General features: G+C 70.6%; 20 protein-coding genes. 4 read left to right on the top strand and 16 right to left on the bottom strand.

Going from position 1 to position 25,735, the window contains the following annotated elements:
• Positions 1-13: 13 nt before the first annotated feature.
• Positions 14-1,363: an MFS transporter gene (locus IQ210_RS27610; RefSeq protein WP_194081833.1), complete on the bottom strand. Its 1,350-nt coding sequence runs from the start codon at positions 1,361-1,363 to the stop codon at positions 14-16.
• Between the two features lie 165 nt (positions 1,364-1,528).
• On the bottom strand, positions 1,529-2,194 hold the full coding sequence (locus IQ210_RS27605; RefSeq protein WP_194081832.1) for a TetR/AcrR family transcriptional regulator: 666 nt from the start codon (positions 2,192-2,194) through the stop codon (positions 1,529-1,531).
• Between the two features lie 159 nt (positions 2,195-2,353).
• Between IQ210_RS27605 and IQ210_RS27600 the strand changes: the two genes are divergently transcribed.
• The gene (locus tag IQ210_RS27600; RefSeq protein ID WP_194081831.1) at positions 2,354-3,229 is read left to right on the top strand and encodes a shikimate dehydrogenase; all 876 of its coding nucleotides are present in this window, start codon (positions 2,354-2,356) and stop codon (positions 3,227-3,229) included.
• Between the two features lie 14 nt (positions 3,230-3,243).
• Positions 3,244-5,031 carry a bifunctional sugar phosphate isomerase/epimerase/4-hydroxyphenylpyruvate dioxygenase family protein gene (locus IQ210_RS27595; protein ID WP_194081830.1) on the top strand — a complete coding sequence of 596 codons (1,788 nt, stop codon included), beginning with the start codon at positions 3,244-3,246 and terminating at the stop codon, positions 5,029-5,031.
• Here IQ210_RS27595 and IQ210_RS27590 read toward each other — a convergent pair.
• The 8 genes from IQ210_RS27590 to tkt are packed head-to-tail and all read right to left on the bottom strand — an operon-like array spanning position 5,018 to position 15,363.
• Positions 5,018-6,448: a membrane-associated oxidoreductase gene (locus tag IQ210_RS27590; RefSeq protein WP_194081829.1), complete on the bottom strand. Its 1,431-nt coding sequence runs from the start codon at positions 6,446-6,448 to the stop codon at positions 5,018-5,020. The genes IQ210_RS27595 and IQ210_RS27590 overlap by 14 nt on opposite strands.
• Positions 6,449-6,499: 51 nt before the next feature.
• Positions 6,500-7,087, bottom strand: a complete 588-nt coding sequence (locus IQ210_RS27585; RefSeq protein WP_194081828.1) for a histidine phosphatase family protein — start codon at positions 7,085-7,087, stop codon at positions 6,500-6,502.
• A gap of 7 nt (positions 7,088-7,094) precedes the next feature.
• Entirely contained in the window at positions 7,095-7,970 is an 876-nt protein-coding gene (gnd, locus tag IQ210_RS27580; RefSeq protein ID WP_194081827.1) for a phosphogluconate dehydrogenase (NAD(+)-dependent, decarboxylating), read from the bottom strand.
• A 1-nt stretch (position 7,971) separates the two neighbouring features.
• Positions 7,972-9,618, bottom strand: a complete 1,647-nt coding sequence (gene pgi / locus IQ210_RS27575) for a glucose-6-phosphate isomerase (protein WP_194081826.1) — start codon at positions 9,616-9,618, stop codon at positions 7,972-7,974.
• Positions 9,611-10,549, bottom strand: coding sequence for a glucose-6-phosphate dehydrogenase assembly protein OpcA (gene opcA, locus IQ210_RS27570; RefSeq protein ID WP_194081825.1), 939 nt, complete (start codon positions 10,547-10,549; stop codon positions 9,611-9,613). The genes pgi and opcA overlap by 8 nt, the downstream gene beginning before the upstream one ends.
• A complete protein-coding gene (gene zwf, locus IQ210_RS27565) occupies positions 10,546-12,108 on the bottom strand; it encodes a glucose-6-phosphate dehydrogenase (protein ID WP_194081824.1) in 1,563 nt (520 codons plus the stop codon). Before zwf ends, opcA begins: the two co-directional genes overlap by 4 nt.
• Complete coding sequence (gene tal / locus IQ210_RS27560; protein ID WP_194081823.1) at positions 12,105-13,250, bottom strand: transaldolase; 1,146 nt, start codon at positions 13,248-13,250, stop codon at positions 12,105-12,107. Before tal ends, zwf begins: the two co-directional genes overlap by 4 nt.
• Positions 13,251-13,269: 19 nt before the next feature.
• Positions 13,270-15,363, bottom strand: a complete 2,094-nt coding sequence (tkt, locus tag IQ210_RS27555) for a transketolase (RefSeq protein ID WP_194081822.1) — start codon at positions 15,361-15,363, stop codon at positions 13,270-13,272.
• A gap of 160 nt (positions 15,364-15,523) precedes the next feature.
• Here tkt and IQ210_RS27550 point away from each other — a divergent pair, with 160 nt between their 5' ends.
• On the top strand, positions 15,524-16,417 hold the full coding sequence (locus tag IQ210_RS27550) for a helix-turn-helix domain-containing protein (RefSeq protein WP_194081821.1): 894 nt from the start codon (positions 15,524-15,526) through the stop codon (positions 16,415-16,417).
• A gap of 39 nt (positions 16,418-16,456) precedes the next feature.
• Here IQ210_RS27550 and IQ210_RS27545 read toward each other — a convergent pair whose 3' ends face one another.
• The 6 genes from IQ210_RS27545 to IQ210_RS27520 form a co-directional block, all read right to left on the bottom strand.
• On the bottom strand, positions 16,457-17,842 hold the full coding sequence (locus tag IQ210_RS27545; RefSeq protein WP_194081820.1) for a glycoside hydrolase family 16 protein: 1,386 nt from the start codon (positions 17,840-17,842) through the stop codon (positions 16,457-16,459).
• Positions 17,843-18,026: 184 nt separating this feature from the next.
• Complete coding sequence (locus tag IQ210_RS27540) at positions 18,027-19,262, bottom strand: L,D-transpeptidase (RefSeq protein WP_194081819.1); 1,236 nt, start codon at positions 19,260-19,262, stop codon at positions 18,027-18,029.
• 358 nt (positions 19,263-19,620) lie between these two features.
• Entirely contained in the window at positions 19,621-21,723 is a 2,103-nt protein-coding gene (locus IQ210_RS27535) for an MMPL family transporter (protein ID WP_194081818.1), read from the bottom strand.
• Between the two features lie 153 nt (positions 21,724-21,876).
• Entirely contained in the window at positions 21,877-22,320 is a 444-nt protein-coding gene (locus tag IQ210_RS27530) for a GNAT family N-acetyltransferase (RefSeq protein ID WP_194081817.1), read from the bottom strand.
• On the bottom strand, positions 22,317-23,003 hold the full coding sequence (locus tag IQ210_RS27525; protein WP_194081816.1) for a response regulator: 687 nt from the start codon (positions 23,001-23,003) through the stop codon (positions 22,317-22,319). The genes IQ210_RS27530 and IQ210_RS27525 overlap by 4 nt, the downstream gene beginning before the upstream one ends.
• On the bottom strand, positions 23,000-24,202 hold the full coding sequence (locus IQ210_RS27520; RefSeq protein WP_194081815.1) for a sensor histidine kinase: 1,203 nt from the start codon (positions 24,200-24,202) through the stop codon (positions 23,000-23,002). The genes IQ210_RS27525 and IQ210_RS27520 overlap by 4 nt, the downstream gene beginning before the upstream one ends.
• Before the next feature lie 200 nt (positions 24,203-24,402).
• Here IQ210_RS27520 and IQ210_RS27515 point away from each other — a divergent pair, with 200 nt between their 5' ends.
• Positions 24,403-25,689, top strand: a complete 1,287-nt coding sequence (locus tag IQ210_RS27515) for a lipase family protein (protein WP_256785472.1) — start codon at positions 24,403-24,405, stop codon at positions 25,687-25,689.
• Positions 25,690-25,735 lie beyond the last annotated feature (46 nt).

Below are 25,735 nucleotides of genomic sequence, written 5' to 3'. Positions count from 1 at the left end.
ACCTTGAGGTGGATCAGGCCGTCACGGTCGCCCGCTCGGCCGCCGCCTCCGGCGTGCGCTCGCCGAGCAGCTCCGTCGGGACCTTGTGGGTCTCGCGGGCCGAGAGCGCGGCGATGACCGGCGGGACGCACAGGGCCGCGGTGAACAGCGCCACCGAGGACCAGTCGTCGCCGTCCGGGCCCGCGATCTGCGCCGCGAACGTCACCGCGAACCCGGCCACGGCGAAGCCGATCTGGGTGCCGATGGCCATGCCGGACAGCCGGACCCGGGTCGAGAACATCTCGCCGTAGAAGGACGGCCACACGCCGTTCGCCGCGCTGTAGACCACACCGAAGGCGATGATGCCGAGCAGCATCGTGAGCGGGTAGTTGCCCGTGGAGATCGCCCAGAGGTAGAGGAACATCGCGATCGCGCTGCCCACCGCGCCGATCAGGTAGACGGGCCGGCGGCCGATGCGGTCCGACAGCGTCGCCCACAGCGGGATCGCCGCCAGCGCGGCCACGTTGGCCAGCGCGCCCACCCACAGCATCGAGGAACGGCTCATGCCGACCGAGTCGCTCGTCGCGTACGCCAGCGCCCACACCGTGAAGATCGTCGAGACCGAGGCGATGAGCGCGCCCGCGATCACCCGCAGGACGTCCGCCCAGTGGTGGCGCAGCAGGATCGCCAGCGGCATCTTCACGACACCCTCGGTGGCCGTCTGCTGCTCGAAGGCGGGGGTCTCCTCCAGCTTGCGGCGGATGACGTAGCCGACGACGGCGACCGCGATGCTCAGCCAGAACGGCACCCGCCAGCCCCAGGACAGCAGCTGGTCCTCGGGCAGCGCGGCGATCGGGATGAAGGCGAGCGTGGCCAGCAGCTGACCGCCCTGGGTGCCGCTGAGGGTGAAGCTGGTGAAGAAGCCGCGCCGGTGCGGCGGCGCGTGCTCCAGCGTCATGGAGTTGGCGCTGGCCTGCTCACCGGCCGCGGAGATGCCCTGGAGGACGCGGCAGAGGACCAGCAGGACCGGGGCGAGGGTGCCGACCTGGGCGCGGGTGGGGAGACAGCCGATGAGGAACGTCGACAGACCCATCAGGATCAGCGTGAAGACCATGATCTTCTTGCGGCCGAGCTTGTCGCCGAAGTGGCCGAGGAAGAGCGCGCCGACCGGGCGGGCGGCGTACGCGACACCGAACGTGGCCAGGGACAGCAGGGTCGCGGTGGCCGGGTCGGACTCGTCGAAGAAGACCTTGGGGAAGATCAGTGCGGCGGCGGACCCGTAGATGAAGAAGTCGTAGTACTCCAGCGCGCTGCCGATCCAGGCGGCCGTGGCCGCCTTCTTCGGCTGGCCGGGTGGCGCGGTGGAGGGGGAGGGGACGGACACGGCGGCTCCTTTGCGGAACTCCAACGTACGCGGAGTGAGCGGTGGGGAGGGAGAGGTGCCGGGTCTCGTGAACCCCGGCTAATTAACCCACTGGATAGTTAGTCCCGGTGGGTAGGGATGTTGCGCGCGTGTTTCCCCGCTGTCAAGAGGTCGGGCCCGCCGAACTCAGTCCGCGGCGCGGTCCGCCGTCAGGTACGCGATCACCATGTCGCCCAGCATGTTCCGGTAGTGCTCCCGCTGCGCGGGGTCCACCAGGTCGCGCCCGAACAGGGCGCCGAAGGTGTGCCGGTTGGCGACCCGGAAGAAGCAGAAGGAGCTGATCATCGCGTGCAGGTCCACGGCGTCCACGTCGGCCGTGAACAGCCCGGACTCCTGTCCCGACTTCAGGATGCGGCGGATCACGTCCAGGGCCGGCGAGCCGATCCTGCCGAGCTTCTCGGAGGCGGCGATGTGCTCGGCCTCGTGGATGTTCTCGATGCTGACCAGCCGGATGAAGTCCGGGTGCGCCTCGTGGTGGTCGAAGGTCAGCTCCGCCAGCCGCCGGATGGCCGCGACCGGGTCGAGATGCTCGACGTCGAGCTCCTGCTCGGCGTCGCGGATCACGCCGTACGCCCGCTCCAAGACGGCCGTGAACAGCTGCTCCTTGCCGCCGAAGTAGTAGTAGATCATCCGCTTGGTGGTGCTGGTGAGGGCCGCGATGTCGTCGACCCGGGCGCCCGCGAAGCCGGCCCGGGCGAACTCGTGCGTGGCCACGTCGAGGATCTCGGCCTTGGTGCGGGCGGCGTCACGGATGCGCCCGTTGGGTCGTGCCGGTTCTTCGACGCTGGTCATCGGGTTCCTTCGGGCGTAGGGCGGGGCTCTTCGGCCGCGTGCCGCAGATTCTAGAAGGCGGCCACGCCCGCGCGGCGGGTGAGGGCTTCCCAAGCGGAGGCTCCCGGTGTTATGACTAACTTACTAGTTCGTACATTGTGAGCCGCTCAGGAGGTCCGCGTGGCCAAGGACTCGTATCTCGTCGGACTGATCGGCGCGGGCATCGGCCCGTCCCTCAGCCCCGCCCTGCACGAGCGGGAGGCCGACCGACAAGGGCTGCGCTACCTGTACCGGCTCATCGACATCGACACCCTCGGCGTCCCGCCGGAGGCGGTCGGCGACCTGGTGCGCTCGGCCCGCGACCTCGGCTTCGACGGGCTCAACATCACCCACCCGTGCAAGCAGCTCGTCATCGAGCACCTCGACGGGCTGTCCGCGCAGGCAGAGGCGCTCGGCGCGGTCAACACGGTCGTCTTCGAGGGCGGCCGGGCCGTCGGCCACAACACCGACGTCACCGGCTTCGCCGCCTCCTTCGCCCGCGGTCTGCCCGACGTACCGCTGGAGCGGGTCGTACAGCTCGGCGCGGGCGGCGCCGGCGCGGCCGTCGCGCACGCCACGCTCACCCTCGGCGCCGGGCGGGTCACCCTCGTCGACGCGCTGGCCGACCGGGCGGCCGCCCTCGCCGCCTCCCTCAACCGCCACTTCGGCGAGGGCCGGGCGGCCCACGCAACGCCGGACCGGCTCGCGAAGCTCCTCGCGGACGCCGACGGCATCGTCCACGCCACCCCCACCGGCATGGCCGCCCACCCCGGCCTGCCCTTCCCCGCCGCACTCCTGCACCCCGGGCTGTGGATCGCCGAGGTGGTCTACCGCCCGCTGGAGACGGAACTGCTCCGCACCGCCCGCGCGATGGGCTGCGCCACCCTCGACGGCGGCGGGATGGCCGCCTTCCAGGCCGTGGACGCGTTCCGTCTCTTCACCGGCCGGGAACCCGACGCGGCGCGCATGCTCGCGGACATCGGGGAACTGGCGGGCGCCGTCAGCGCACCGAAGTAGAGAGAGGTACCGCCGTGCGTACGTCCATCGCCACCGTCTCCCTCAGCGGCTCCCTCACCGAGAAGCTCACGGCCGCCTCCCGGGCCGGCTTCGACGGCGTGGAGATCTTCGAGAACGACCTGCTCGCCAGCCCCCTCGCACCGGAGGAGATCCGGGCGAGGTGCGCGGACCTGGGCCTGAGCATCGACCTCTACCAACCCATGCGGGACATGGAGGCGGTACCGGCCGACGTGTTCGCGGCGAACCTGCGCCGGGCCCGGCACAAGTTCGAGCTGATGAGCCGGCTCGGCGCCGACACCGTCCTCGTCTGCTCCAGCGTGCATCCGCTCGCGGTGGACGACGACGCGCTGGCCGCCGGGCAGCTGCGCGAACTGGCAGGACTGGCCCAGGAGTTCGGCATCCGCGTCGCGTACGAGGCACTCGCCTGGGGCCGGCACGTGAGCACGTACGACCACGCCTGGAGCATCGTCGAGGCGGCGGACCACCCCGCGCTCGGCACCTGCCTCGACAGCTTCCACATCCTCTCCCGCGGCAGCGACCCCAAGGGCATCGAGGACATCCCCGGCGAGAAGATCTTCTTCCTCCAGCTGGCCGACGCCCCGCTGCTCGCGATGGACGTCCTCCAGTGGAGCCGCCACTACCGCTGCTTCCCGGGCCAGGGCGGCTTCGACGTCGCGGACCTGGTCCGCCGGGTCCTGCACACGGGGTACGACGGACCGCTGTCCCTGGAGGTCTTCAACGACGTCTACCGGCAGGCCGAGGCGGGCCCCACGGCGGTCGACGCACACCGCTCGCTGCTCCTGCTCCAGGAGACGGTCGGCGTCACGACCCCGCCCGCCCCCGTCGTCCCCACCGGCGTGGCCTTCGCCGAACTGCTCACGCCGGACGCCGAACCGGTCGCCGCGATGCTCGGCGCGCTCGGCTTCAGCCGCACGGCACGGCACCGAAGCAAGCCGGTCGACCTGTGGCAGCAGGGCGAGGCACGGGTGCTCGTGAACACGGGACCGGCGGGCCGCCGCGACGGCACGAGCCTCGCCGCGATCGGCCTGGAGTCACCCGACCCGGCGGGAGCGGCCCTGCGGGCGGAGGCACTGCTCGCGCCGGTGCTGCCGCGGCGACGAGCGGTGGCGGACGCTCCGCTGGACGCGGTGGCGGCACCGGACGGCACGGAGCTGTTCTTCTGCGCGACGGACCGCACCGAACTGCCCAACTGGCGCGCCGACTTCGAGGAGGTGCCGCACGAGGGTGGCTCTGGTGGCGTGCGCAGGATCGATCATCTCGCTCTCGTCCAGCCTTGGCACCAGTTCGACGAGGCGGCGCTCTTCCACCGCAGCGTGCTCGGGCTGCACGCCCAGGAGAGCGTGGACGTCGCCGACCCGTACGGGCTGATGCGCAGCCGCGCGGTGACGAACGCGGACGGCAGCGTGCGGATCGCGCTGTCCGTGGGCGCGGCCCCGACCGACGACACCGTGCACGCGCAGCACATCGCCCTGGCGACGGACGACGTGGTGACGGCGGCGCGCCGGTTCCGGGAGGCGGGCGGCCGCGTCCTGCCGATCCCGGCCAACTATTACGACGACCTGGCCGCCCGATTCGAGTTCGCCGAGGGCGAGTTGGAGACGTACCGCGAGCTCGGCATCCTCTACGACCGGGACGCGTACGGCGAGTTCCGGCACTGCTACACCCGCACGGTCGGCCGCGTCTTCTTCGAACTCGTCCAGCGCGACGGCGGCTATCGCGGGTACGGCGCCCAGAACGCGCCGGTGCGGCTGGCCGCGCAGCACACGGTCACTGGCGGCTGACGGCGCGGGTGATGCCGGTGATCACCGTGGTGGCGAGCAACCAGCCCGTGATCACCAGGGCGTAGGAGAGCGCCTGATAGCCGCCCTTGGGGGCGAAGGCGCCCTCCTGCCCGAAGCTGATCACCGGCAGGAGCAGGTCGAGGGTGAAGAACACCGGGCTGAAATCCGGGTGTTCGGACGCCTTGAGCGCCGGCGGCTCGTGCAGGCCGTACGCGATCGTGCCCACGGCGAGGAGCGAGAGCAGCCAGGCCAGGGCACGCAGGGGACGGAAGCCGTAGCCGACGGTGACGTCCTGGAGGTAGCCCCACAGGCGGCCGTACCAGGCGCGGGTGGTGCGCAGGCGGCGCTGCTTGGCGAGTTGGACCAGCCGCGCGGCATGGTCGTCGCCGATCCGCTGGTACAACGCGGTCAACTGCTCGTAGGCGTGCGGGACATAGCCGTCGACGTCCCGCCGCAGCACGGGCAGCCAGCGCTCGGCCGGGACGTGCGGGGACAGCATGGTGTAGCTGAGGCCGTTGAGCCGCACCTCGCCGGCCAGGGTCTCCGGGGCCACCCGCAGCAGATCGGTCTGCGTCTGCCGAAAGTTCACCGAGCCATCGAGGGGCTCGGCCTCGTTGAGCCACAACTCCCCGATCACCGAGCTGCTCGCCTGGAGCACGGTGTGGCCGGGGTTCGACAACCGGGAGTGCGCGAGGTCGAGTCGGCCGGTGACGCGCGCGCCGCGCAGGTCGAGCCGTCCGACGGCGGTGAGGCGGCGGGCGTGCACGTCGGAGGCGACGGAGAGGGTCTGGGCGTCGAGGGCCGTACCGTCGGGATTCTCCAGCATCGCGTCCATGAGGTTGACCGAGGCGTCGACGGAGGCGTCGTTGCACACCATCCGGCCGTGGACGCGGATGCCGGGGGCCACGAGGTCCTCGCCTATGGAGGCGTGGTTGAGGCGGAGGGCGGGTTCGTCGGAGTCGTCGGGGGTGTGGAACTCGGCGCGGTCCATGAAGAGGGCGCCGGAGATCTGGGAGCCGCCCAGGGCGACCGGCCCTGTGAATCGGCAGTCGGTCAGTCTGAGCACGCCGTCCACGCGAAGGGTCGCGGCGGCGAGCCCTGGCAACTCCGAACCACTCAGGTTGAGTTGCCGGAACTCACAGCCGTACAGAAGCGGTGCTTCGTCGAACCGGCACCGACTCAGCCGGACATACGTTTCGACCGCCCCATACCGGACATCGAGCACGCCCGTGATGTGCGCTCCCGCCACCCTCAGTACGGGCACTTCCCCGTCCTGCCGCGGCCCGTTCAACATCAGCGCCCGCAACACCACGGCCCGCACGGTCCGTTCGGCGCTGCCCTGGAAGTCCACGGCAGCGCCGGTCGGAAACGCCTCCCACACCCGCAGCTCGGCCGGAGTCAGATCATTGAGGTCCATCAAGCGGGACTCTAATGCCACAACTCCGCGTGCCGTGCCGCCGGTGCGTTCTCAGACGCGGGTGTTCCACTCGGCGATCACAGGCCGGTCGTGCTCCGTCGACAGCCGGCTCACCGTGCCGGTCGCCAGCTGGAACAGGCGGCCGTCCGCCGGTTCCAGGCCCAGTCGGCGGGCCGTGAGCACCCGCAGGAAGTGGGCGTGTGCCACGAGGATCACGTCCCCCTGCGGGAGGGCCGTGTCCACGCGGGCCAGCACCCGGTCGGCGCGGGCGCCGACCTCGGCGGGCGATTCGCCCGGGTGGCCCTCGGGGCCGGGCGGCACACCGTCCGTCCAGAGGTACCAGTCGGGGCGGGTGCGGTGGATGTCGACGGTGGTGACACCCTCGTAGCCGCCGTAGTCCCATTCGTGCAGGTCGTCGTAGGGCAACGCCCCGGTGACGCCCGCGAGTTCGGCGGTGCGTATCGCGCGGCCCAGCGGGCTGGTCAGCGCCAGTGAGAAGGTCCGTCCGGACAGGAGCGGAGCGAGCGCCTTAGCCTGTTCCTCACCATGGGTGGTGAGGGGCAGGTCGGTCCAGCTGGTGTGCTGGCCCGACACGCTCCACTCCGTCTCCCCGTGGCGGACCAGCAGGAGATCCCCCACGGTGCGCCTACTTCGACTCGACCGCGTGGCCGCCGAACTGGTTGCGCAGCGCCGCGATCATCTTCATCTGCGGGGAGTCGTCCTGGCGGGACGCGAACCGCGCGAACAGGGAGGCCGTGATCGCGGGCAGCGGTACGGCGTTGTCGATGGCCGCCTCGACGGTCCACCGGCCCTCGCCGGAGTCCTCCGCGTAGCCGCGCAGCTTGTCGAGGTGCTCGTCGTCGTCCAGGGCGTTGACCGCGAGGTCGAGCAGCCAGGAGCGGATGACCGTGCCCTCCTGCCAGGAGCGGAAGACCTCGCGCACGTCGGTGACGGAGTCGACCTTCTCCAGCAGCTCCCAGCCCTCGGCGTAGGCCTGCATCATGGCGTACTCGATGCCGTTGTGGACCATCTTCGCGAAGTGCCCCGCGCCGACCTTGCCGGCGTGGACGAACCCGAAGTCGCCCTCGGGCTTCAGGGCGTCGAAGACCGGCTGGACCTTCGCCACGTGCTCGGCGTCGCCGCCGACCATGAGCGCGTAGCCGTTCTCCAGCCCCCAGACACCGCCCGAGACGCCCGCGTCGACGAAGCCGATGCCCTTGGCGGCGAGCTCCTCGGCGTGCTTCTCGTCGTCCGTCCAGCGGGAGTTGCCGCCGTCGACGACCGTGTCGCCGGCGGAGAGCAGGTCACCCAGCTCGTCCACGACCGACTGGGTCGGGGCGCCGGCCGGGACCATCACCCAGACCACGCGCGGGCCTTCGAGCTTGTCGACCAGCTCGGCGAGGCTGGCCACGTCCGAGATCTCGGGGTTGCGGTCGTAGCCGATCACGGTGTGCCCTGCGCGGCGGATCCGCTCGCGCATGTTGCCACCCATCTTGCCGAGGCCGATGAGTCCGAGCTGCATGTCAGTGCACTTCCTTCAGTTCACGGTAAGCGGCCACCAGAGCGGCGGTCGAGGCATCGAGACCAGGGACGTCCGCCCCTTCGGTCAGCGCGGGTTCGACCCGCTTGGCGAGCACCTTGCCCAGCTCGACACCCCACTGGTCGAAGGAGTCGATGTTCCAGACGGCGCCCTGCACGAACACCTTGTGCTCGTACAGCGCGATCAACTGGCCGAGCACGGACGGCGTCAGCTCACGGGCGAGGATCGTCGTCGTCGGGTGGTTGCCCTTGAACGTCTTGTGGACGACCAGCTCCTCGGGCACCCCCTCGGCGCGCACCTCGTCCGGCGTCTTGCCGAAGGCGAGGGCCTGTGTCTGGGCGAAGAAGTTCGCCATCAACAGGTCGTGCTGCGCCTTGAGTTCGTCACTCAGCTCACCCACGGGCCGGGCGAACCCGATGAAGTCCGCCGGGATCACCTTCGTGCCCTGGTGGATCAACTGGTAGTAGGCGTGCTGCCCGTTGGTGCCGGGCGTGCCCCACACCACCGGACCGGTCTGCCAGTCCACGGGCCGGCCGTCCCGCTGCACCGACTTGCCGTTGGACTCCATGTCCAGCTGCTGGAGGTAGGCGGTGAACTTGGACAGGTAGTGGCTGTACGGCAGCACCGCGTGCGACTGGGCGCCGAGGAAATTGCCGTACCAGATGCCCAACAGGCCCAGGATCAGCGGGGCGTTGGCCTCGGCGGGTGCGGTGCGGAAGTGCTCGTCGACGATGCGGAAGCCGTCGAGCATCTCCCGGAAGCGGTCCGGGCCGATGGCGATCATCAGGGAGAGGCCGATCGCCGAGTCGTAGGAGTAGCGGCCGCCGACCCAGTCCCAGAACTCGAACATGTTGTCCGGGTCGATCCCGAACTCGGTGACCTTCCCGGCGTTCGTCGACAGCGCCACGAAGTGCTTGGCGACCGCCTTGTCGTCGCCACCCAGACCCTCCAGGAGCCAGGACCGCGCCGACGTCGCGTTGGTGATCGTCTCGATCGTCGTGAAGGTCTTGGACGCGACGATGAACAGCGTCTCCGCCGGGTCCAGGTCACGGGTCGCCTCGTGCAGGTCGGCGCCGTCCACGTTCGACACGAAACGGAACGTCAGGTCCCGTGCCGTGTACGGCCGCAGCACCTCGTACGCCATCGCCGGACCGAGGTCGGAGCCGCCGATGCCGATGTTGACGACGTTCCTGATCCGCTTGCCGGTGTGGCCGGTCCACTCGCCCGAGCGCACGCGGCCGGCGAAGTCGCTCATCTTGTCGAGGACGGCGTGCACCTGCGGCACGACGTTCTCGCCGTCGACCTTGACGACCGCGTCCCGCGACGCCCGCAGCGCGGTGTGCAGGACCGCCCGGTCCTCAGTGAGGTTGATCTTCTCGCCGCGGAACATGGCGTCCCGCAGCCCGAACACGTCGGTGGCGGCGGCCAGTTCCTGGAGCAGGGCCAGCGTCTCGTCGGTGATGAGGTGCTTGGAGTAGTCGATGCGCAGATCGCCCACGCGCACCACGTACCGCTCGGCGCGCCCGGGGTCGTCCGCGAACAACTCCCGCAGCTGCGTGAGCCCTTCGGCGCGGTGGTCCTCGAGAGCCGTCCACTCGGGGCGACGGGTCAACAGGGGTGAGTCAGACATGGGCGGGGGTCTCCTTGGCGCGGCCCTCGCCCCGCAGGGCGACGGCGTACATCTCGTCCGCGTCGAGGCGCCTGAGCTCCTCGGCGATGAGTTCGGAGGTGGTGCGGACCTTCAGCGCGAGCGTCCGCGAGGGCTGGCCCGGCAGGGACAGCGTGGCCAGCGGGCCCTCGGGACGGTCGATGACGACCTCGCCGTCCGCGGTGCCAAGGCGTACGGCCGTGACGACCGGACCGGCGGTGACGACGCGGTCGATCTTCACCTTCAGCCGCGCCTCCAGCCAGCGCGCGAGCAGCTCGGCGGCCGGGTTGTCGGCCTCGGCCTCCACCGCCCCCGAGATGATCTTCGCGCGGGCCTGGTCCAGGGCCGCCGCCAGCATGGAGCGCCACGGGGTCAGCCGGGTCCACGCGAGGTCGGTGTCACCGGGCGCGTAGGAGCGCACCCGGGTGTCCAGCACCTCAAGCGGGTTCTCCACCGCGTACAGGTCGGTGATCCGGCGCTGGGCCAGCGCGCCCAGCGGGTCCTTCGACGGGTTCTCCGGCGCGTCCACCGGCCACCACACGACGACCGGCGCGTCCGGCAGCAGCAGCGGCAGGACGACCGAGTCGGCGTGGTCGGACACCTCGCCGTAGGTGCGCAGCACGACCGTCTCGCCGGTGCCGGCGTCGGCGCCCACCCGGACCTCGGCGTCCAGCCTGGACGCCTGGCGGTCGCGCGGGGTGCGGGCGTGCCGCTTGATGACGACCAGGGTGCGCGAGGGGTGCTCGTGCGAGGCCTCCTCGGCCGCCTTGATCGCGTCGTAGGCGTTCTCCTCGTCCGTGACGATCACCATCGTCAGGACCATGCCCACGGCGGGGGTGCCGATGGCGCGGCGCCCCTGTACCAGCGCCTTGTTGATCTTGCTTGCCGTGGTGTCGGTCAGGTCGATCTTCATGGCCTGCGCCAGCTCCGTCCGTCTCGTGCGAGCATCTCGTCGGCTTCCTTCGGTCCCCAGCTGCCCGACGCGTACTGCGCGGGCTTGCCGTGCCGTGCCCAGTACTCCTCGATCGGGTCGAGGATCTTCCAGGACTCTTCCACTTCCTGGTGGCGGGGGAACAGGTTGGCGTCGCCGAGGAGGACGTCCAGGATGAGCCGCTCGTACGCCTCGGGCGAGGACTCCGTGAACGACTCGCCGTAGGCGAAGTCCATCGACACGTCCCGGATCTCCATCGAGGTGCCCGGCACCTTCGACCCGAACCGCACGGTCATGCCCTCGTCCGGCTGGACGCGGATGACGATCGCGTTCTGCCCGAGCTCCTCGGTGGCCGTGGAGTCGAAGGGGGAGTGCGGGGCGCGCTTGAAGACGACCGCGATCTCCGTGACCCGGCGGCCGAGCCGCTTGCCGGTGCGCAGATAGAACGGGATGCCCGCCCAGCGTCGGTTGTCGATCTCCAGCTTGATGGCCGCGTAGGTGTCGGTCTTCGACTTCGCGTCGATCCCGTCCTCCTGGAGATAGCCGGCGACCTTGGCGCCGCCCTGCCATCCGGTCGCGTACTGGCCGCGCACGGTGTGCTTGCCGAGGTCCTTCGGCAGCCGCACCGACTTCAGCACCTTCAGCTTCTCGGTGAGCAGCGCGTCCGCGTCGAAGGCGATCGGCTCCTCCATGGCGGTGAGCGCCATCAGCTGGAGGAGGTGGTTCTGGATGACGTCACGGGCGGCGCCGATGCCGTCGTAGTACCCGGCCCGGCCGCCGATGCCGATGTCCTCCGCCATGGTGATCTGAACGTGGTCGACGTACGACCGGTTCCAGATCGGCTCGTACATCTGGTTGGCGAAGCGGAGCGCCAGGATGTTCTGGACGGTCTCCTTGCCGAGGTAGTGGTCGATCCGGAAGACCTGCTCCGGGTCGAACACGTCGTGCACGAGCGCGTTCAGCTCCCGCGCGCTGGCGAGATCGCTGCCGAACGGCTTCTCGATGACCGCCCGCCGCCAGGACCCCTCCGGGGCGTCCGCCAGCCCGTGCTTCTTCAGCTGCTGGACGACCTTGGGGAAGAACTTCGGCGGTACGGAGAGATAGAAGGCGTAGTTGCCGCTGGTACCGCGCGAGGAGTCCAACTCCTGGACCGCCTCGGCGAGTTGCTTGAACGCCTGGTCGTCGTCGAAGTCGCCCGGGATGAACCGCATGCCCTCGGCGAGCTGCTGCCAGACCTCCTCGCGGAACTCCGTCCGCGCGTGCTCGCGCACCGAGTCGTGCACGACCTGCGCGAAGTCCTGGTCCTCCCAGTCCCGCCGGGCGAACCCGACGAGCGAGAAGCCCGGCGGCAGCATGCCGCGGTTGGCCAGGTCGTACACGGCCGGCATCAGCTTCTTGCGGGACAGGTCACCGGTGACACCGAAGATGACGAGCCCGGACGGACCGGCGATGCGGGGCAGACGCCGGTCGCGGGGGTCACGCAGCGGGTTGTCCCAGTCGAAGGCCTCGGTGACCGTCTCGTTGGCAGGAATCCCGGTCATTCCGCGTCGACCCCCTTGCTGTCCAGCGACTTCGAGACGGTGGCCAGCAGGTCGTTCCAGGCCACCTCGAACTTGGCGACGCCCTCGTCTTCCAGCTGCTGCACGACCTCGTCGTACGAGATCCCCAGAGCCTCCACGGCGGCCAGGTCGGCGCGCGCCTGGGCGTAGCCGCCGGTGACGGTGTCGCCGGTGATCTCGCCGTGGTCGGCGGCGGCGTTCAGGGTCGCCTCCGGCATGGTGTTGACGGTGCCGGGCGCGACCAGGTCGTCCACGTACAGGGTGTCCTTGTACGCCGGGTCCTTCACGCCGGTCGAGGCCCAGAGCGGACGCTGCTTGTTGGCGCGGGCGCCGGAGAGGGCGGTGAAGCGCTCCCCGGCGAACACCTCCTCGTACGCCTCGTACGCGAGCCGGGCGTTGGCGAGGGCCGCCTTGCCCTTGAGCGCGAGGGCCTGGTCCGTGCCGAGGACGGTCAGCCGCTTGTCGATCTCGGAGTCGACGCGGGAGACGAAGAAGGAGGCCACGGAGTGGATCGTGGAGAGGTCGAGGCCCTTCGCGGCGGCCTTCTCCAGACCGGCGAGGTAGGCGTCCATGACCTCGCGGTAGCGCTCCAGCGAGAAGATCAGCGTGACGTTGACGCTGATCCCGAGGCCGATGACCTCGGTGATCGCCGGGAGGCCGGCCTTCGTCGCCGGGATCTTGATCATGACGTTGGGGCGGTTCACCAGCCAGGCCAGCTGCTTGGCCTCGGCGATCGTGGCGGCCGTCTCGTGGGCGAGCCGCGGGTCGACCTCGATGGAGACCCGGCCGTCCCGGCCGTCGGTGGCGTCGTACACGCCGCGCAGGATGTCGGCGGCGGCGCGGACGTCGGCGGTCGTCATCATGCGGACGGCCTCGTCGACCGTCACGCCGCGCACGGCGAGGTCGGTGAGCTGCTCCTCGTACCCCTCACCCGAGCCGATGGCGGCCTGGAAGATGGAGGGGTTGGTGGTGACGCCGACGACGTTCTTGTTCTCGACGAGTTCGGCGAGGTTCCCCGACTCGATCCGCTTGCGCGACAGGTCGTCCAGCCAGATGGAGACGCCCTCGTCGGACAGGCGCTTGAGTGCTCCCGCGGTCGCGGTTGCTTCGGTCACAGTGATCATCTTCTTTCTGGCGGTCGGATCAACCACGCGCGGCGGCGAGGGATTCCCTGGCGGCTGCGGCGACGTTCTCGGCGGTGAAGCCGTACTCGGCGAAAAGGGTCTGGGCGTCGGCGGAGGCGCCGAAGTGTTCGAGAGAGACGATGCGTCCTGCGTCACCTGTGAACCGGTACCACGTCAGGCCGATCCCGGCCTCGATTGCGACACGGGCTCGCACGGACGGCGGAAGGACGCTGTCGCGGTACTCGCGCGGCTGCTCCTCGAACCACTCCACGGACGGCATCGACACCACGCGGGCGCCGATCCCCTCGGCCTCCAGCTGATCCCGCGCGGCGACGGCGAGCTGCACCTCGGAGCCGGTGGCGATGAGGACGACGTCCGGGGTCTCGGTGGACGCGTCCTGGAGCACATAACCGCCCTTGGCCGCGTCCGGGTTGGGCGCGTAGGTCGGCACGCCCTGCCGGGTGAGGGCGAGGCCGTGCGGGGCGGGCTTGGTGCTGTGCCGCCGGAGGATCTCGGCCCAGGCGATCGCGGTCTCGTTGGCGTCGGCGGGCCGTACGACGTTCAGGCCCGGGATGGCGCGCAGCGAGGCGAGGTGCTCGACCGGCTGGTGGGTGGGGCCGTCCTCGCCGAGCCCGATGGAGTCGTGGGTCCAGACGTAGGTGACGGGCAGCTGCATGAGCGCGGCCATGCGGACGGCGTTGCGCATGTAGTCGGAGAACACCAGGAAGGTGCCGCCGTAGATGCGGGTGTTGCCGTGCAGGGCGATGCCGTTCATCTCGGCCGCCATCGAGAACTCGCGGATGCCGAAGTGGACCGTACGGCCGTAGGGGTCCGCCTCGGGGAGGGGGTTGCCCTTCGGGAGGAAGGAGGAGGTCTTGTCGATGGTGGTGTTGTTGGAGCCGGCCAGGTCGGCGGAGCCGCCCCACAGCTCGGGGAGCACAGCGCCCAGCGACTGGAGGACCTTGCCGGAGGCGGCGCGGGTGGCGACGGACTTGCCCTCCTCGAAGACGGGCAGCGCGTCCTCCCAGCCCTCGGGGAGCTGTCCTGCGACGACCCGGTCGAAGAGGGCGGCGCGCTCGGGCTGGTCCGCGCGCCACTCGGCGATCCGCTTGTCCCAGGCGGCGTGCGCCTCGGCACCGCGGTCGAGGGCGCGGCGGCTGTGCGCGAGCACCTCGTCGGCGACCTCGAAGGACCGCTCCGGGTCGAAGCCCAGGACCCGCTTGGTGGCCGCGATCTCGTCCGCGCCGAGCGCCGAGCCGTGGGAGGCCTCGGTGTTCTGGGCGTTGGGCGCGGGCCAGGCGATGATCGTGCGCATCGCGATGATCGAGGGCCGCTCGGTCTCGTCCCGCGCGGCCTTCAGCGCCGCGTACAGGGTCGGTACGTCGATGTCGCCGTCGCCGGTGGGCTCGATGCGCTGGGTGTGCCAGCCGTAGGCCTCGTACCGCTTCAGCACGTCCTCGGAGAAGGCGGTCGCGGTGTCGCCCTCGATGGAGATGTGGTTGTCGTCGTAGAGGAAGACCAGGTTGCCGAGCTTCTGGTGCCCGGCGAGGGAGGAGGCCTCGGCGGAGACGCCCTCTTCCAGGTCGCCGTCGGAGACGATGGCCCAGACGGTGTGGTCGAAGGGCGACTCGCCCTGCGGCGCCTCGGGGTCGAAGAGGCCGCGCTCGTAGCGGGCGGCCATGGCCATGCCGACGGCGTTGGCGACGCCCTGCCCGAGCGGACCGGTGGTGGTTTCCACGCCCGCGGTGTGCCCGTACTCGGGGTGGCCGGGGGTCTTGGAGCCCTGGGTGCGGAACGCCTTGAGGTCGTCGAGCTCCAGCTCGTACCCGGAGAGGAAGAGCTGGGTGTAGAGGGTGAGAGAGGTGTGTCCGGGGGACAGCACGAACCGGTCCCGGCCGGTCCACTCCGGGTCCGCCGGGTCGTGCCGCATCAGCTTCTGAAAGATCGTGTAGGCGGCCGGGGCGAGGCTCATGGCGGTGCCCGGGTGCCCGTTCCCGACCTTCTGCACGGCGTCGGCCGCCAGCAGACGGGCGGTGTCGACGGCACGCCGGTCGAGGTCGGTCCACTCGAAGCTGTCCGCGCTGTCCGCGCCGCCCGGTGTCTGCGTGCTCATCTGTGACCAGTCCTCTTCAAGAGTTCATGGATTCGTGCATCGTTCCTGGTGAGACGCGTTCGACTCTAAAAGTCTGACTTTTATGAGGGAAGGTCGAGGTGTGTCAGCCTGTGGTGAAAGTGGGACACGGACAGCGGCTTCGAGGCGACGCGAGAAGGACATGGCGGACAGAACATCCCAAGGCGGCGACGGTGACGGGATCAGAACGTTCCCCTTCCCGGTCGAGCTGAGCGAAGGCGGCGTCGGCATGCAGGTCGGCCCGATGGGCCCGCACCGCACCTGGCGCGCCGACGCTCCGCTGCACCGCGTCCACCGGATCGACTTCCATGTCGTGATGCTCTTCGACAAGGGCCCCGTCCGCCACATGATCGACTTCGCCGAGTACGAGGCGTACGCGGGCGACCTGCTCTGGATCCGCCCGGGCCAGGTCCACCGCTTCTCGAAGTTCAGCGGGTACCGCGGAACGGTCCTGACCATGCAACCGGGCTTCCTGCCCAGGGCGACGGTGGAGGCGACGGGCCTGTACCGCTACGACCTGCCGCCGCTGCTCCACCCCGACGCGGAGCAACTGGCGGGGCTGGGGGCGTCACTGGCGCAGCTGCGACGCGAGTACAAGGACACGGCGACGCTCCCGCTCAGCCTGCACACGGCCGTCCTCCGCCACTCCCTCACGGCGTTCCTGCTCCGCCTCGCGCATCTCGCCGCGAGCTCGCAGGAGGCGGCGCTGGCCCGGTCGGACACGACCTTCACCCTGTTCCGCGACGCGGTGGAGAAGGACTTCGCCACGAACCACAGCGTCAGCGCCTACGCCGACGCCCTCGGCTACTCGCGCCGGACCCTGGTCCGCGCGGTCCGCGCGGCGACGGGAGAGACCCCGAAGGGCTTCATCGACAAGCGGGTCGTCCTGGAGGCCAAACGCCTCCTCGCCCACACGGACCTGCCCATCGGGCGGGTGGGCGCGGCGGTGGGGTTCGCGGACGCGGCGAACTTCTCGAAGTTCTTCCAACTCCACGCGGGGCAGACGCCGGTGGGGTTCCGGGCGGAACTGCGCTGAGGGGCCCCGCACGCGCGGAGCCCCTCGCCAACGGGTCTGTCAGTGCCCGAAGTTGAACCAGTTCACGTTCACGAAGTCCGCCGGCTGGCCGCTCGTGAACGTCAGATACACGTCGTGCGTCCCCGTCACCGACGAGATGTTCGCCGGTACCGTCCGCCAGGACTGCCAGCCCCCGGTGTTGGCCAGGGCGAAGCTGCCGATGGGGGCGTTGGAGCGGCTGTCCAGGCGTACCTCGACCAGGCCGCTGACCCCGCTGCCGGCGCCGCTCGCCACCCGGGCCACGAACTGAGTCGCCGCCGTGGAGCCGAAGTTGACGTTCTGGAAGAGGGCCCAGTCGCCGTTGGCCAGCGCGCCGATGTTCTGGCCGCCGCCGGTGTCGGTGGTGGTCTCGGTGATCGTGCCGGACTGGCTGTTGTACGACTCGGCCTGGATGGCGCTGTAGGCGTCACGGCTGCCCGACGGGGGAGGCGTGGTACCGCTCCCACTGGCCGACAGCACCTGGACGTAGTCCACCGTCATCGGCACACCGGACTGGGTGCCGCTGTCGAGGCCGCCGCCGAACGCGTCGGGGAAGGCGCCGCCCATCGCCACGTTCAGGATGATGAAGAAGCCGTGGTTGGTGGCGTTGGCCCAGGTCGTCGCGTCCATCTGGCCCGCGTTGACCGAGTGGAACTGCGTGCCGTCCACGTAGAAGCGGATCGTCTCGGGGCTCACCGAGCGGTCCCACTCCATGGTGTAGGTGTGGAACGCCGACTGGCAGGTCGAACCCGGACAGGCGACGTTGTTGCCGATGCCCGTCGTCTCGTTGCACGGGCCGCCCGGGTTGGTGCCGCAGTGCATGGTGGCCCACACGCGGTTCATGCCCTGGACGTTCTCCATGATGTCCAGCTCGCCGACGCTCGGCCAGTTCTGGTAGTTGCCGCGGTAGGGCGCGCCCAGCATCCAGAACGCGGGCCAGTAGCCCTCGGCCGCCGTGCCGGTGACGTTCGGCATCTGGATGCGCGCCTCGACGCGCAGCTTGCCGCCGGACGGGGGCTGGAAGTCGGTGCGGTTGGTCTCGATGCGGCCCGACGTCCACCTTCCGGCCGAGTCGCGGATCGGGGTGATGCGCAGATTGCCGTTGCCGTCGAGCGAGACGTTGGAGGTGCTGTTCGTCATCGTCTCGACCTCGCCGGTGCCCCAGTTGGCGGGGCCGCCGGGATACGAAGTCCCGGTCGCGTACTGCCAGTTGGAGGTGTTCACGCCGGTCCCGGCGGAGCCGTTGAAGTCGTCGAGGAACACCTGCGTCCAGCCCGAGGGAGGCGTGGGCGCGGAGGCGTTCGCGGGGAGGGTCGCGGCCGAGGCCGCGGCCGCCGCCAGACCGAGCGTGGCGAGGACGGCGACCAGGGCCCGTCGCCGTCTGGGTATGCCGGAGGTGTCACTCATGGGGGTGCCTCTCGGGTACGGAGATGGGTGCGCGGGTACCTCTTGAGAACCTTTGAGAGCGCTCTCAAAGTGGGCCCAATGTGCTCTCCGACGGGGAGGCCGTCAAGACTTAAAACAAGGAAAGTCCTTTCGCTCCAGGCAAGTTCAGGTCATGAACGGCGCATACGCCCTAAAGCGTGCTGCCCTAAAGCGCGCTGCCCGCCTTCCAGTCCGCCCACGACAGGTTCCAGCCGTTGAGCCCGTTCGCCGGATCGACCGTCTTCTCACCGGAGTTCTTGACGATGACGACATCGCCGAGCATCGAGCTGTCGTAGAACTTGTAGCCCGGCACCGAGCTGTCGTTCGCGCCCTTGGCGTCATGCAGACCGACACACCCGTGGCTGGTGTTCTGGCTGCCGAACACCGAGGTGGACGCCCAGTAGTTGCCGTGGATGAAGGTGCCGGAGGTGGTGAGGCGCTGGGCGTGCGGCACGTCGGAGATGTCGTACTCGTCGCCCAGTCCGACGGTGGAGGACTCCATCCGGGTCTCCTTGAACCGCTCGCTGATCACCATGATCCCGGACCAGGTGGTGTGGTCGGCGTCGCCGCCGGAGACGGGGTAGGTGGCGTACGTCGTCCCGTCCCGCTTCACCACCATCTCCTTCGCGGACAGGTCGACGGTGCTGATCTGCTCGCGCCCGATGTGGAAGGTGACGTCCTTGGACTGGACGCCGTAGACCCCGTCCGTGCCCTCGACGTCCTTCAGCCGCAGCCCGAGCGTGATGGTCGTGCCGGCCGCCCAGTACGTCTCGGGCCGGAAGTCGAGGCGGGTGTCGCTGAACCAGTGGCCGACCACCTCGACGGCCGGTTCCGCGGTCACCGTGATCGCCTTCTCGACGGCGGCCTTGTCGGACACGGCGTGCGTGAAGTTGATCGAGACCGGCATGCCGACGCCGGACGTGGAGCCGGCCTCGGGGGTGAAGTAGCCGACGAAGGTCTCGCCGGGCGACTTGGTGGTGAAGGTGGCGGTCTCCGCGTCGGCGCCCTGTGCCTTCGCCGTCACCGTGTACTTCGTCCCCGAGTACGGGTTCTCGGTCGACGTCCAGGTGGTCTTCGCGTCGTCGAAGGTGCCGTCGAGCGTCGAGCCGTCGTTGCCGCTGACCTCGACGGAGGCGAGGGTGCCGTCGGTCACGGTGACCTCGACGGGGCTGGTGAACGCGGCCTTCTTCGTGCCGTCGGCGGGGCTGACCGTGATGACCGGCTTCTTCGTCGCGGCGGGCTTCACCGACGCCGTCGCCGTGGCCTCCTCCGTGGCGTCGGCCGACCCGCTGCATCCGGTGAGCACAGCGGCGGGGACGACGCCGAGCACGGTGAGCACTCCGCGCCGCGACCACCTCTCCGACGGCTGGTCGGACCGGTTCGATATGTGCGAGACGCCCACGGCAGGCCTTCCTGAGATATCCGCCTTTGCGTGGGCATCCTGCGTCGCGCAGATGTGCTGATCCTTTGAATCCCCGTGCCGCTTCCTGAGATTCCGGTGAGGACCAGCGCGGCGGCGCGGACTACCAGAAGTCCAGGAACTCGAACACGGCCTCCATCACCCGGTTCCTGCGCCGATGCGACTTGCTGCAAAAACCCCGCCGACGCCACCGGCTGCGCGGCTGCTCGACAGGCTTGCCGCACCATTTGCACGGCCGCGTGGGCCGTTCCCCCGTGTCCCCACCCATGAAAAAACTCTAGCCGCCGCACGCGAAAGGGGACCCGGCTCGTCGGCCGGGTCCCCTGTGTATCGGGAGCTCTCAGGCGTTCGTCGGTACCCGTGGTGCGGTCGCCCCCTCCTCCCTCAGGCCGAACCGGTCATGCACTCGCCGCAGCGGCTTCGGTGCCCACCACGCCCGGCGTCCGAGCAGGCCCATCGTCGCCGGGACGAGGAGCATGCGTACGACGGTGGCGTCGATCAGTACCGCGAGGGTGAGTCCGAGTCCGATCTGGAGGATGGGGGAGAAGCCGCCCGTCATGAAGGCGCCGAAGACCACGGCCAGCAGGAGGGCGGCGCAGGTCACCACCCGGCCCGAGCGGCGCAGGCCCGTCACCACGGCCTCCTGGTCGTCCCCGCTGACCCGGCGCGCCTCCCGCATCCGGGCCAGAATGAACAGCTCGTAGTCCATCGCCAGGCCGAAGGCGATCGCGATGATCAGCGGCGGTGCCGTCAGGCTCAGCGACCCGAGGCCCTCGGCGCCCAGCAGCCCGGCCAGGTGTCCGTCCTGGAACACCCACACCACCGCACCCAGCGCGGCACCCAGGCTCAGCAGCGTCGTCGCGATCGTGCGCAGCGGGATCAGCACCGAGCCGGTGAAGGCGAACAGCAGGACGAAGATGCCGGCCAGCACGGTCAGCGCGGCCCAGGGCGCCCGGTCGGCGAGCATGGCCCGGAAGTCGACGAGGCGGGCGGCGGGGCCCGTGACCTCGACGGGCGCGTCCCCCCGCAGGTCGCGTACCTGCTTCACCAGGCCGGTCGCCGCGTCCCCGTCCACGCTGCCGGTCGGCGGCAGCTCCACGACCGTGGTGCCGCCCGGCACGTCCCGGGACTCGGCGCGCGGTGACAGGGCGCGGATGCGGTCGGCGGTGCCCGCGTCGGTGCCGGGCTTGAGGACGACGGTGATCGGGGAGACACCGGTGCCCGGCGGGAAGTGGGCGGCGACGGTGTCGTACAACTGCCGTGCCTCGGTGCTCGACGGCAGTTGCTGGGCGTCGCCGAGGTTGATCCGCATGCCTGTGACAGGGAGAGCGAGCACCAGCAGGGCGGGGACGATCACGGCCAGGACGGCGATCCGGTTGCGTGCGGAGAAGCGGGCCAGGCGGGCGAAGACGCGGCCCTCCTCGCTCTCCGGCCGGTCCTTCGCGGGCGGGATCTTCCGGCCGAAGCGGGTGAGCAGCGCGGGCAGCAGCGTGACCGCGGCGAGCATGTCGACGACGACCACGGCGGCCACCGCGAGGCCCATGCTGCGCAGGAAGACGCTCGGGAAGACCAGCAGCCCGGTGAGGCTGACCGCCACGGTGAGCCCGGAGAACAGCACGGTCCGCCCGGCCGCGGCGACCGTACGGTGCACGGCCTCGACGACGTCCTCCGTCGTCCGGCGTTCCTCGCGGAAGCGGACCAGCATCAACAGGGCGTAGTCCACGGCGAGTCCGAGGCCCAGCATCGTCGTCACCTGGATCGCGTACACGGAGATGTCGGTGACCGAGCTGAACAGGAACAGCGCGAGGAACGCGCCCGCGATGCCGCTCACCGCGATGACGAGGGGCAGCGCGGCCGAGCGCAGCCCGCCGAAGACGACGAGAAGCAGCGCGAGGACCACGGGCAGGGAGATCAACTCCGCGTTCCGGACGTCCTCCTGGGCCTTCTCGCCGATCTGGAGCCCCAGCAACGGACCGCCGCTGACGTGGACTTCGGGCGCGGCGATCTGCTTGATGCGGTCGGCCGCGTCGTTCACGGCCCGTTCCTCGGCGTCGTCGTCGAGCCCGCCCTTGAGCGCGACCGGGACGAGGAGCGCCCGCCCGTCCTCGGCGGTCAGACCGGGCGTCGCGTACGGGTCCGGTACGGCGGCCACCCCGGCGATCTTCCGTACGTCGGCGACGGCTTGCTCGACCTGGGTCCGCAGCGCGGGGTCGGTGACGGCGGTGCCCTCGACGACCGCGGTGATCGAGTCGCCGGACGGGTCGACCCGGTCGAGATACTCCGCGGCCGCCTCCGACTCGGTGCCCGGCACCTCGGGCACGTTGTCCGACAGGCGCCCGAAAACGCCGGTGCCGAGCCCGAAGCCGAGCAGCAGGAAGAGCACCCACAGGGCGATGACGGTGAGCGGACGGCGTGTGGCCGTCCGGGCGAGTGTGGAGAGCACGGTCCCTCCCGGCGAGGCGTCGGTTGATGCCCTCAGACTCGCGGGGGAGGGGGTGGCGCCGGATCGCCGGAGGGAGCGGTTTCCGGGACTCCGTCGTACGGGGGAGGCGACGGGCCATCTCACTCCCGTGGGGGAGGAACCGTGCCTTCGGCGCTACCGCGCGAGCGGGTAGTCGTAGCGCAGGAACCCGTTGAACGCCGCCACCTTGTCGTACAGGGCACGGGCGGTGGTGTTGTGCTCCTGGGTCGTCCAGTACAGCCGGGCGGCGCCCCGCTCACGGGCCACTCCCGCCACGTGCTCGATGAGCGCGCGGGCGACGCCCTGGCCGCGTACCGCCTCGTCGACGAACAGGTCCTGGAGATAGCAGACGTCCGCCGTCCAGCCCGCGACGTGGAAGAGATAGTGGGTGATGCCGACCAGCTTTCCGTCCGCCGTCCAGGCGCCGACCCCGTACACCTCCTCGCCGTCCAGGAGGCGGTGCCACATCTCCTCGTAGCCCTCGTCCGGCACCTCGGTGCGGTAGAACGCCTTGTAGCCGCGCGCGAGTTCTTCCCAGCCGGCCCGGTCCTCGGGGCGCAGCGAACCAATCGTGATCATGGTCCGCCATTGTCGTCGGACGACCCCGGCACCACCAGACCCGTCTCATAGGCGCAGATCACCGCCTGGACGCGGTCCCGCAGCCCCAACTTGCTCAGCACATTGCTGACATGGGTCTTCACGGTGTGCTCGCTGACGAACAGCGTGGTGGCGATCTCCGCGTTGGAGAGCCCCCGCGCCAGCATCCGCAGCGTCTCCACCTCGCGGGCGGTCAGCACCTCCAGGCGGTCCGGGGTGACCTCGGCCGTGGCCTCCTCCCGGCGGCGGCGCACGATGTCCGCGACCAGCCGCCGGGTCACGGCCGGCGCGAGCAGCGAGTCCCCGGCGGCGACGACCCGCACGGCGTGCACCAGGTCGTCCCGGCGCACGTCCTTGAGGAGGAAACCGCTGGCGCCCGCGTACAGGGCCTCGTAGACGTACTCGTCCAGGTCGAACGTGGTCAGCATGACGACCTTGCAGGCGGACTGCCCGCACACCCGGCGGGCCGCCTCCAGGCCGTCCATCACCGGCATACGGATGTCGAGGAGCAGCACGTCCGGCGTGTGCCGCTGCACCGCGGCGACCGCCTCCGCGCCGTCCCCGGCCTCGGCGACGACCTCGATGTCCGCCTGCGCCTCCAGGATCATGCTGAAGCCGCTGCGCACGAGTTCCTGGTCGTCGGCGACGACCACCCGGATGCTCACCCGAGCGCCGCCTGCCGGTCACCGGCCGGGAGGCGTACGACGACCCGGAAGCCGCCGTCCGGGCCGCGCCCGGCGCGAGCCTCGCCGCCGCAGGCGGCCGCCCGCTCCCGGATGCCGATCAGACCGTGCCCGCCGCCCGGCCTCGCGGGTCCGCTTCCCGACCCCGTGGGGCCGCAGCCGTCGTCCGTCACCGTCAGCGTCAACGCCTCCTCCGTCCAATCGAGTTCGACGGTCGCGGAGGAAGCGTACGCGTGCTTGACCGTGTTGGTGAGCGCCTCCTGGACGACCCGGTAGGCGGCGATGTCGGTGTCCGGCGGGAGGGGGAGCGGATCGCCGGTCGTGTTCAACTTGACCCGCAGGCCGGTGGATTCACCCACCTGGCGGACCAGGGCGGGCAGCGCCTTCAGGCCCGGCTGCGGTGAAGTCCCGTTGCGCTGCTCCTCCTTGAGGACGCCGAGGATGCGGCGCAACTGCGCCATCGCGTCCCGGCCCGCCCCCGCGATCGCGTCGAACGCGGCCTCCGCGCGCGCCGGATCACTGCGCACCACCACCGGCCCGGCCTCGGCCTGCACCACCATCAGGCTCACCGCGTGGGCCAGGATGTCGTGCATGTCCCGGGCGATCCGGGCCCGCTCCTGGGCCGTCGCCCGCGCGGTGTCCGCGGCCCGCTCCCGCTCCAACCGCCGTGCCCGGTCCTCCAGTTCGGCGGTGTAGGCACGCTGGACGCGGGCGAGCACACCGAACGCGTAGGCGCAGGCCACGCTCATCAGCTGGAAGGCGTACTCGAAGGGCTCCGGGCTCTCCTTGTGCGTCATGACGAGCGAGACCCCGATCGTCCAGCCCACCAGCATGAAGCGCCGCTGCCACGGCGTGCCCCGGGCGGCCATCGTGTAGAGGACGACCAGACCGGCGTACATCACGTCCGGCGGCGGGGCGTGGTACAGCGCTTGCGCGGGGGTGGCCACCGACACCGCGCAGGCCATCGCGAACGGCGCCCGGTGCCGCCAGACCAGGGGTACGGCGGTGGCCGCGCCGAGCAGCCAGCCCTGCCAGGTCAGCCGGTCGTCTCCCTCGTCGGGGAAGATCCACTGGAGCGAGACGGCGAACAGCACGAGCGCGGCGAGCGCGGTGTCGACGACGTACGGATTCGCGGTACGCACCCGCTTGACCAGCGGTGCGAACCAGGGGTGAGCGGACATCGGCGGCTCCTCGGGGCAGGGGCCGTTCCAGTATCGCGAGCGGCCCGGGGCGCTGCCTCGCCGGTGAGAGGGATATCCGCGCGCTAGTCAGCGGGGCGCAGTCGCGGCCGTTCCGCTTCGTCGTCTTTTAACTATCAGTGCTTACCTACGGTTCCGTAACCTCACGGCTCCCATTCACCGCACAGAAGGGACGCTCTGAGGTGAAGAGGAAACGGAAGCCGTTGTTCCTAGGGGTCGCGGCCGTACTGCTCGGGGGAGCCCTGGCGGTACCCGCGGTCACCGCCGAGGCCGGGACACCGGAGGCCTGCACCGCCGCCGACGCGGACATCTACCGGCCCCCGGACCGGCCGTCCGCCCCCGGCACCGTCATCGCCTGCCGTGCCGTCGACTCGCTGCCGATGGTGGGCAGCGGCACGCCCATGAAGGCGTGGAAGGTGCAGTACGGCTCCACCGACGCGCACGGGAAGCCGATCGCCGTCGCCGGGACCGTCGTCGTGCCGGAGGAGGCGTGGGCCGGGCCCGGCGAACGCCCCCTGGTCTCCTTCGCCCCCGGCACCCTCGGCATCGGCCCGCAGTGCGCCTTCTCCAAGCAGCTCGCCGGTGAGTACGTCGACGCCTACGAGGGCCCGAACCTCGCGGCCCTCCTCAATGCCGGGTACGCGGTCGCCGCGACCGACGGCGTCGGCTACCTCGACGGCCAGGTCCACCCGTACGTCTCCGGCCTCGACGCCGGTCACGCGGTGCTGGACATGGCGCGGGTCGCCGCCAAGGTGCCCGGCAGCGGGGTGAGCCCGACCGCTCAAGTGGGCCTCTGGGGCTACTCGGAGGGTGGCTCCGCCAGCCTCTGGGCGGCCCAACTCGCCGCCTCCTACGCGCCCGAGCTGAAAATGGCGGGCGTGGCCTCGGGCGGGGTTCCCGGCGACCTCAAGCAGGTCGGCGCACAGCTCAACGGCGGTGGATTCGCCGGGTTCCTCGTCGACGCGGTCATCGGCCTGTCGGTCACCCACCCGGAGATGCCCTTCGACGAACTCCTCAACGACCAGGGCCGCAAGGCGATCGCGAAGGCCAAGTCCCTGTGCGCGGTCGGCACGGTGGCCCAGTTCGTCGGCGCCCGCATCGAGAACTACACCACCGACCACCTCTCCCTGGCCGACATCTACGCCCTCCGCGGCCCCGACGGCACCACCTGGGGCGAACTCGTCGACGGCAACAAACTCGGCGTCGGCATCGGCCCGTCCGGCTCCGGGGCGCGCTACGAGATCGGCTTCCCGGTCCTCCAGTACCGCGGCCTCCTCGACGAGGTCATCCCGGCGGAGACCGGTTACGGCACCCGGCGGGCGTACTGCGACGCGGGGGTCGAGACGCGGTGGAAGTCGTACGCGGGTGACCATCTGCTCGGTGATCCGCAGGCGATCAACGACGTGGTGGAGTGGCTGGGGGAGCGGTTCGCGGGGCGGGCGATGACGAGCAACTGCCAGGCGCTGTAGGGCTGTCGGCCTGGAGGCCTGCCGCCCCGGAGGCTCACGGCCCTGT

It is taken from the genome of Streptomyces justiciae, from assembly GCF_015163075.1.
Lineage (GTDB): Bacteria > Actinomycetota > Actinomycetes > Streptomycetales > Streptomycetaceae > Streptomyces > Streptomyces justiciae.
The sequence above is the reverse complement of the archived record's forward strand: the minus strand, read 5'-3'. Positions and strand labels throughout refer to the sequence as shown.

What these genes read in the sequence shown, in the direction of transcription:
- gnd (WP_194081827.1), bottom strand. Translation starts at nt 7,970, where the DNA reads ATGCAGCTCGGACTCATCGGCCTCGGCAAGATGGGTGGCAACATGCGC.
- IQ210_RS27605 (WP_194081832.1), bottom strand. Translation starts at nt 2,194, where the DNA reads ATGACCAGCGTCGAAGAACCGGCACGACCCAACGGGCGCATCCGTGAC.
- IQ210_RS27520 (WP_194081815.1), bottom strand. Translation starts at nt 24,202, where the DNA reads ATGTCCGCTCACCCCTGGTTCGCACCGCTGGTCAAGCGGGTGCGTACC.
- zwf (WP_194081824.1), bottom strand. Translation starts at nt 12,108, where the DNA reads ATGACCGGGATTCCTGCCAACGAGACGGTCACCGAGGCCTTCGACTGG.
- tal (WP_194081823.1), bottom strand. Translation starts at nt 13,250, where the DNA reads ATGATCACTGTGACCGAAGCAACCGCGACCGCGGGAGCACTCAAGCGC.
- IQ210_RS27590 (WP_194081829.1), bottom strand. Translation starts at nt 6,448, where the DNA reads ATGGACCTCAATGATCTGACTCCGGCCGAGCTGCGGGTGTGGGAGGCG.
- IQ210_RS27545 (WP_194081820.1), bottom strand. Translation starts at nt 17,842, where the DNA reads ATGAGTGACACCTCCGGCATACCCAGACGGCGACGGGCCCTGGTCGCC.
- opcA (WP_194081825.1), bottom strand. Translation starts at nt 10,549, where the DNA reads ATGAAGATCGACCTGACCGACACCACGGCAAGCAAGATCAACAAGGCG.
- IQ210_RS27530 (WP_194081817.1), bottom strand. Translation starts at nt 22,320, where the DNA reads ATGATCACGATTGGTTCGCTGCGCCCCGAGGACCGGGCCGGCTGGGAA.
- pgi (WP_194081826.1), bottom strand. Translation starts at nt 9,618, where the DNA reads ATGTCTGACTCACCCCTGTTGACCCGTCGCCCCGAGTGGACGGCTCTC.
- IQ210_RS27550 (WP_194081821.1), top strand. Translation starts at nt 15,524, where the DNA reads ATGGCGGACAGAACATCCCAAGGCGGCGACGGTGACGGGATCAGAACG.
- tkt (WP_194081822.1), bottom strand. Translation starts at nt 15,363, where the DNA reads ATGAGCACGCAGACACCGGGCGGCGCGGACAGCGCGGACAGCTTCGAG.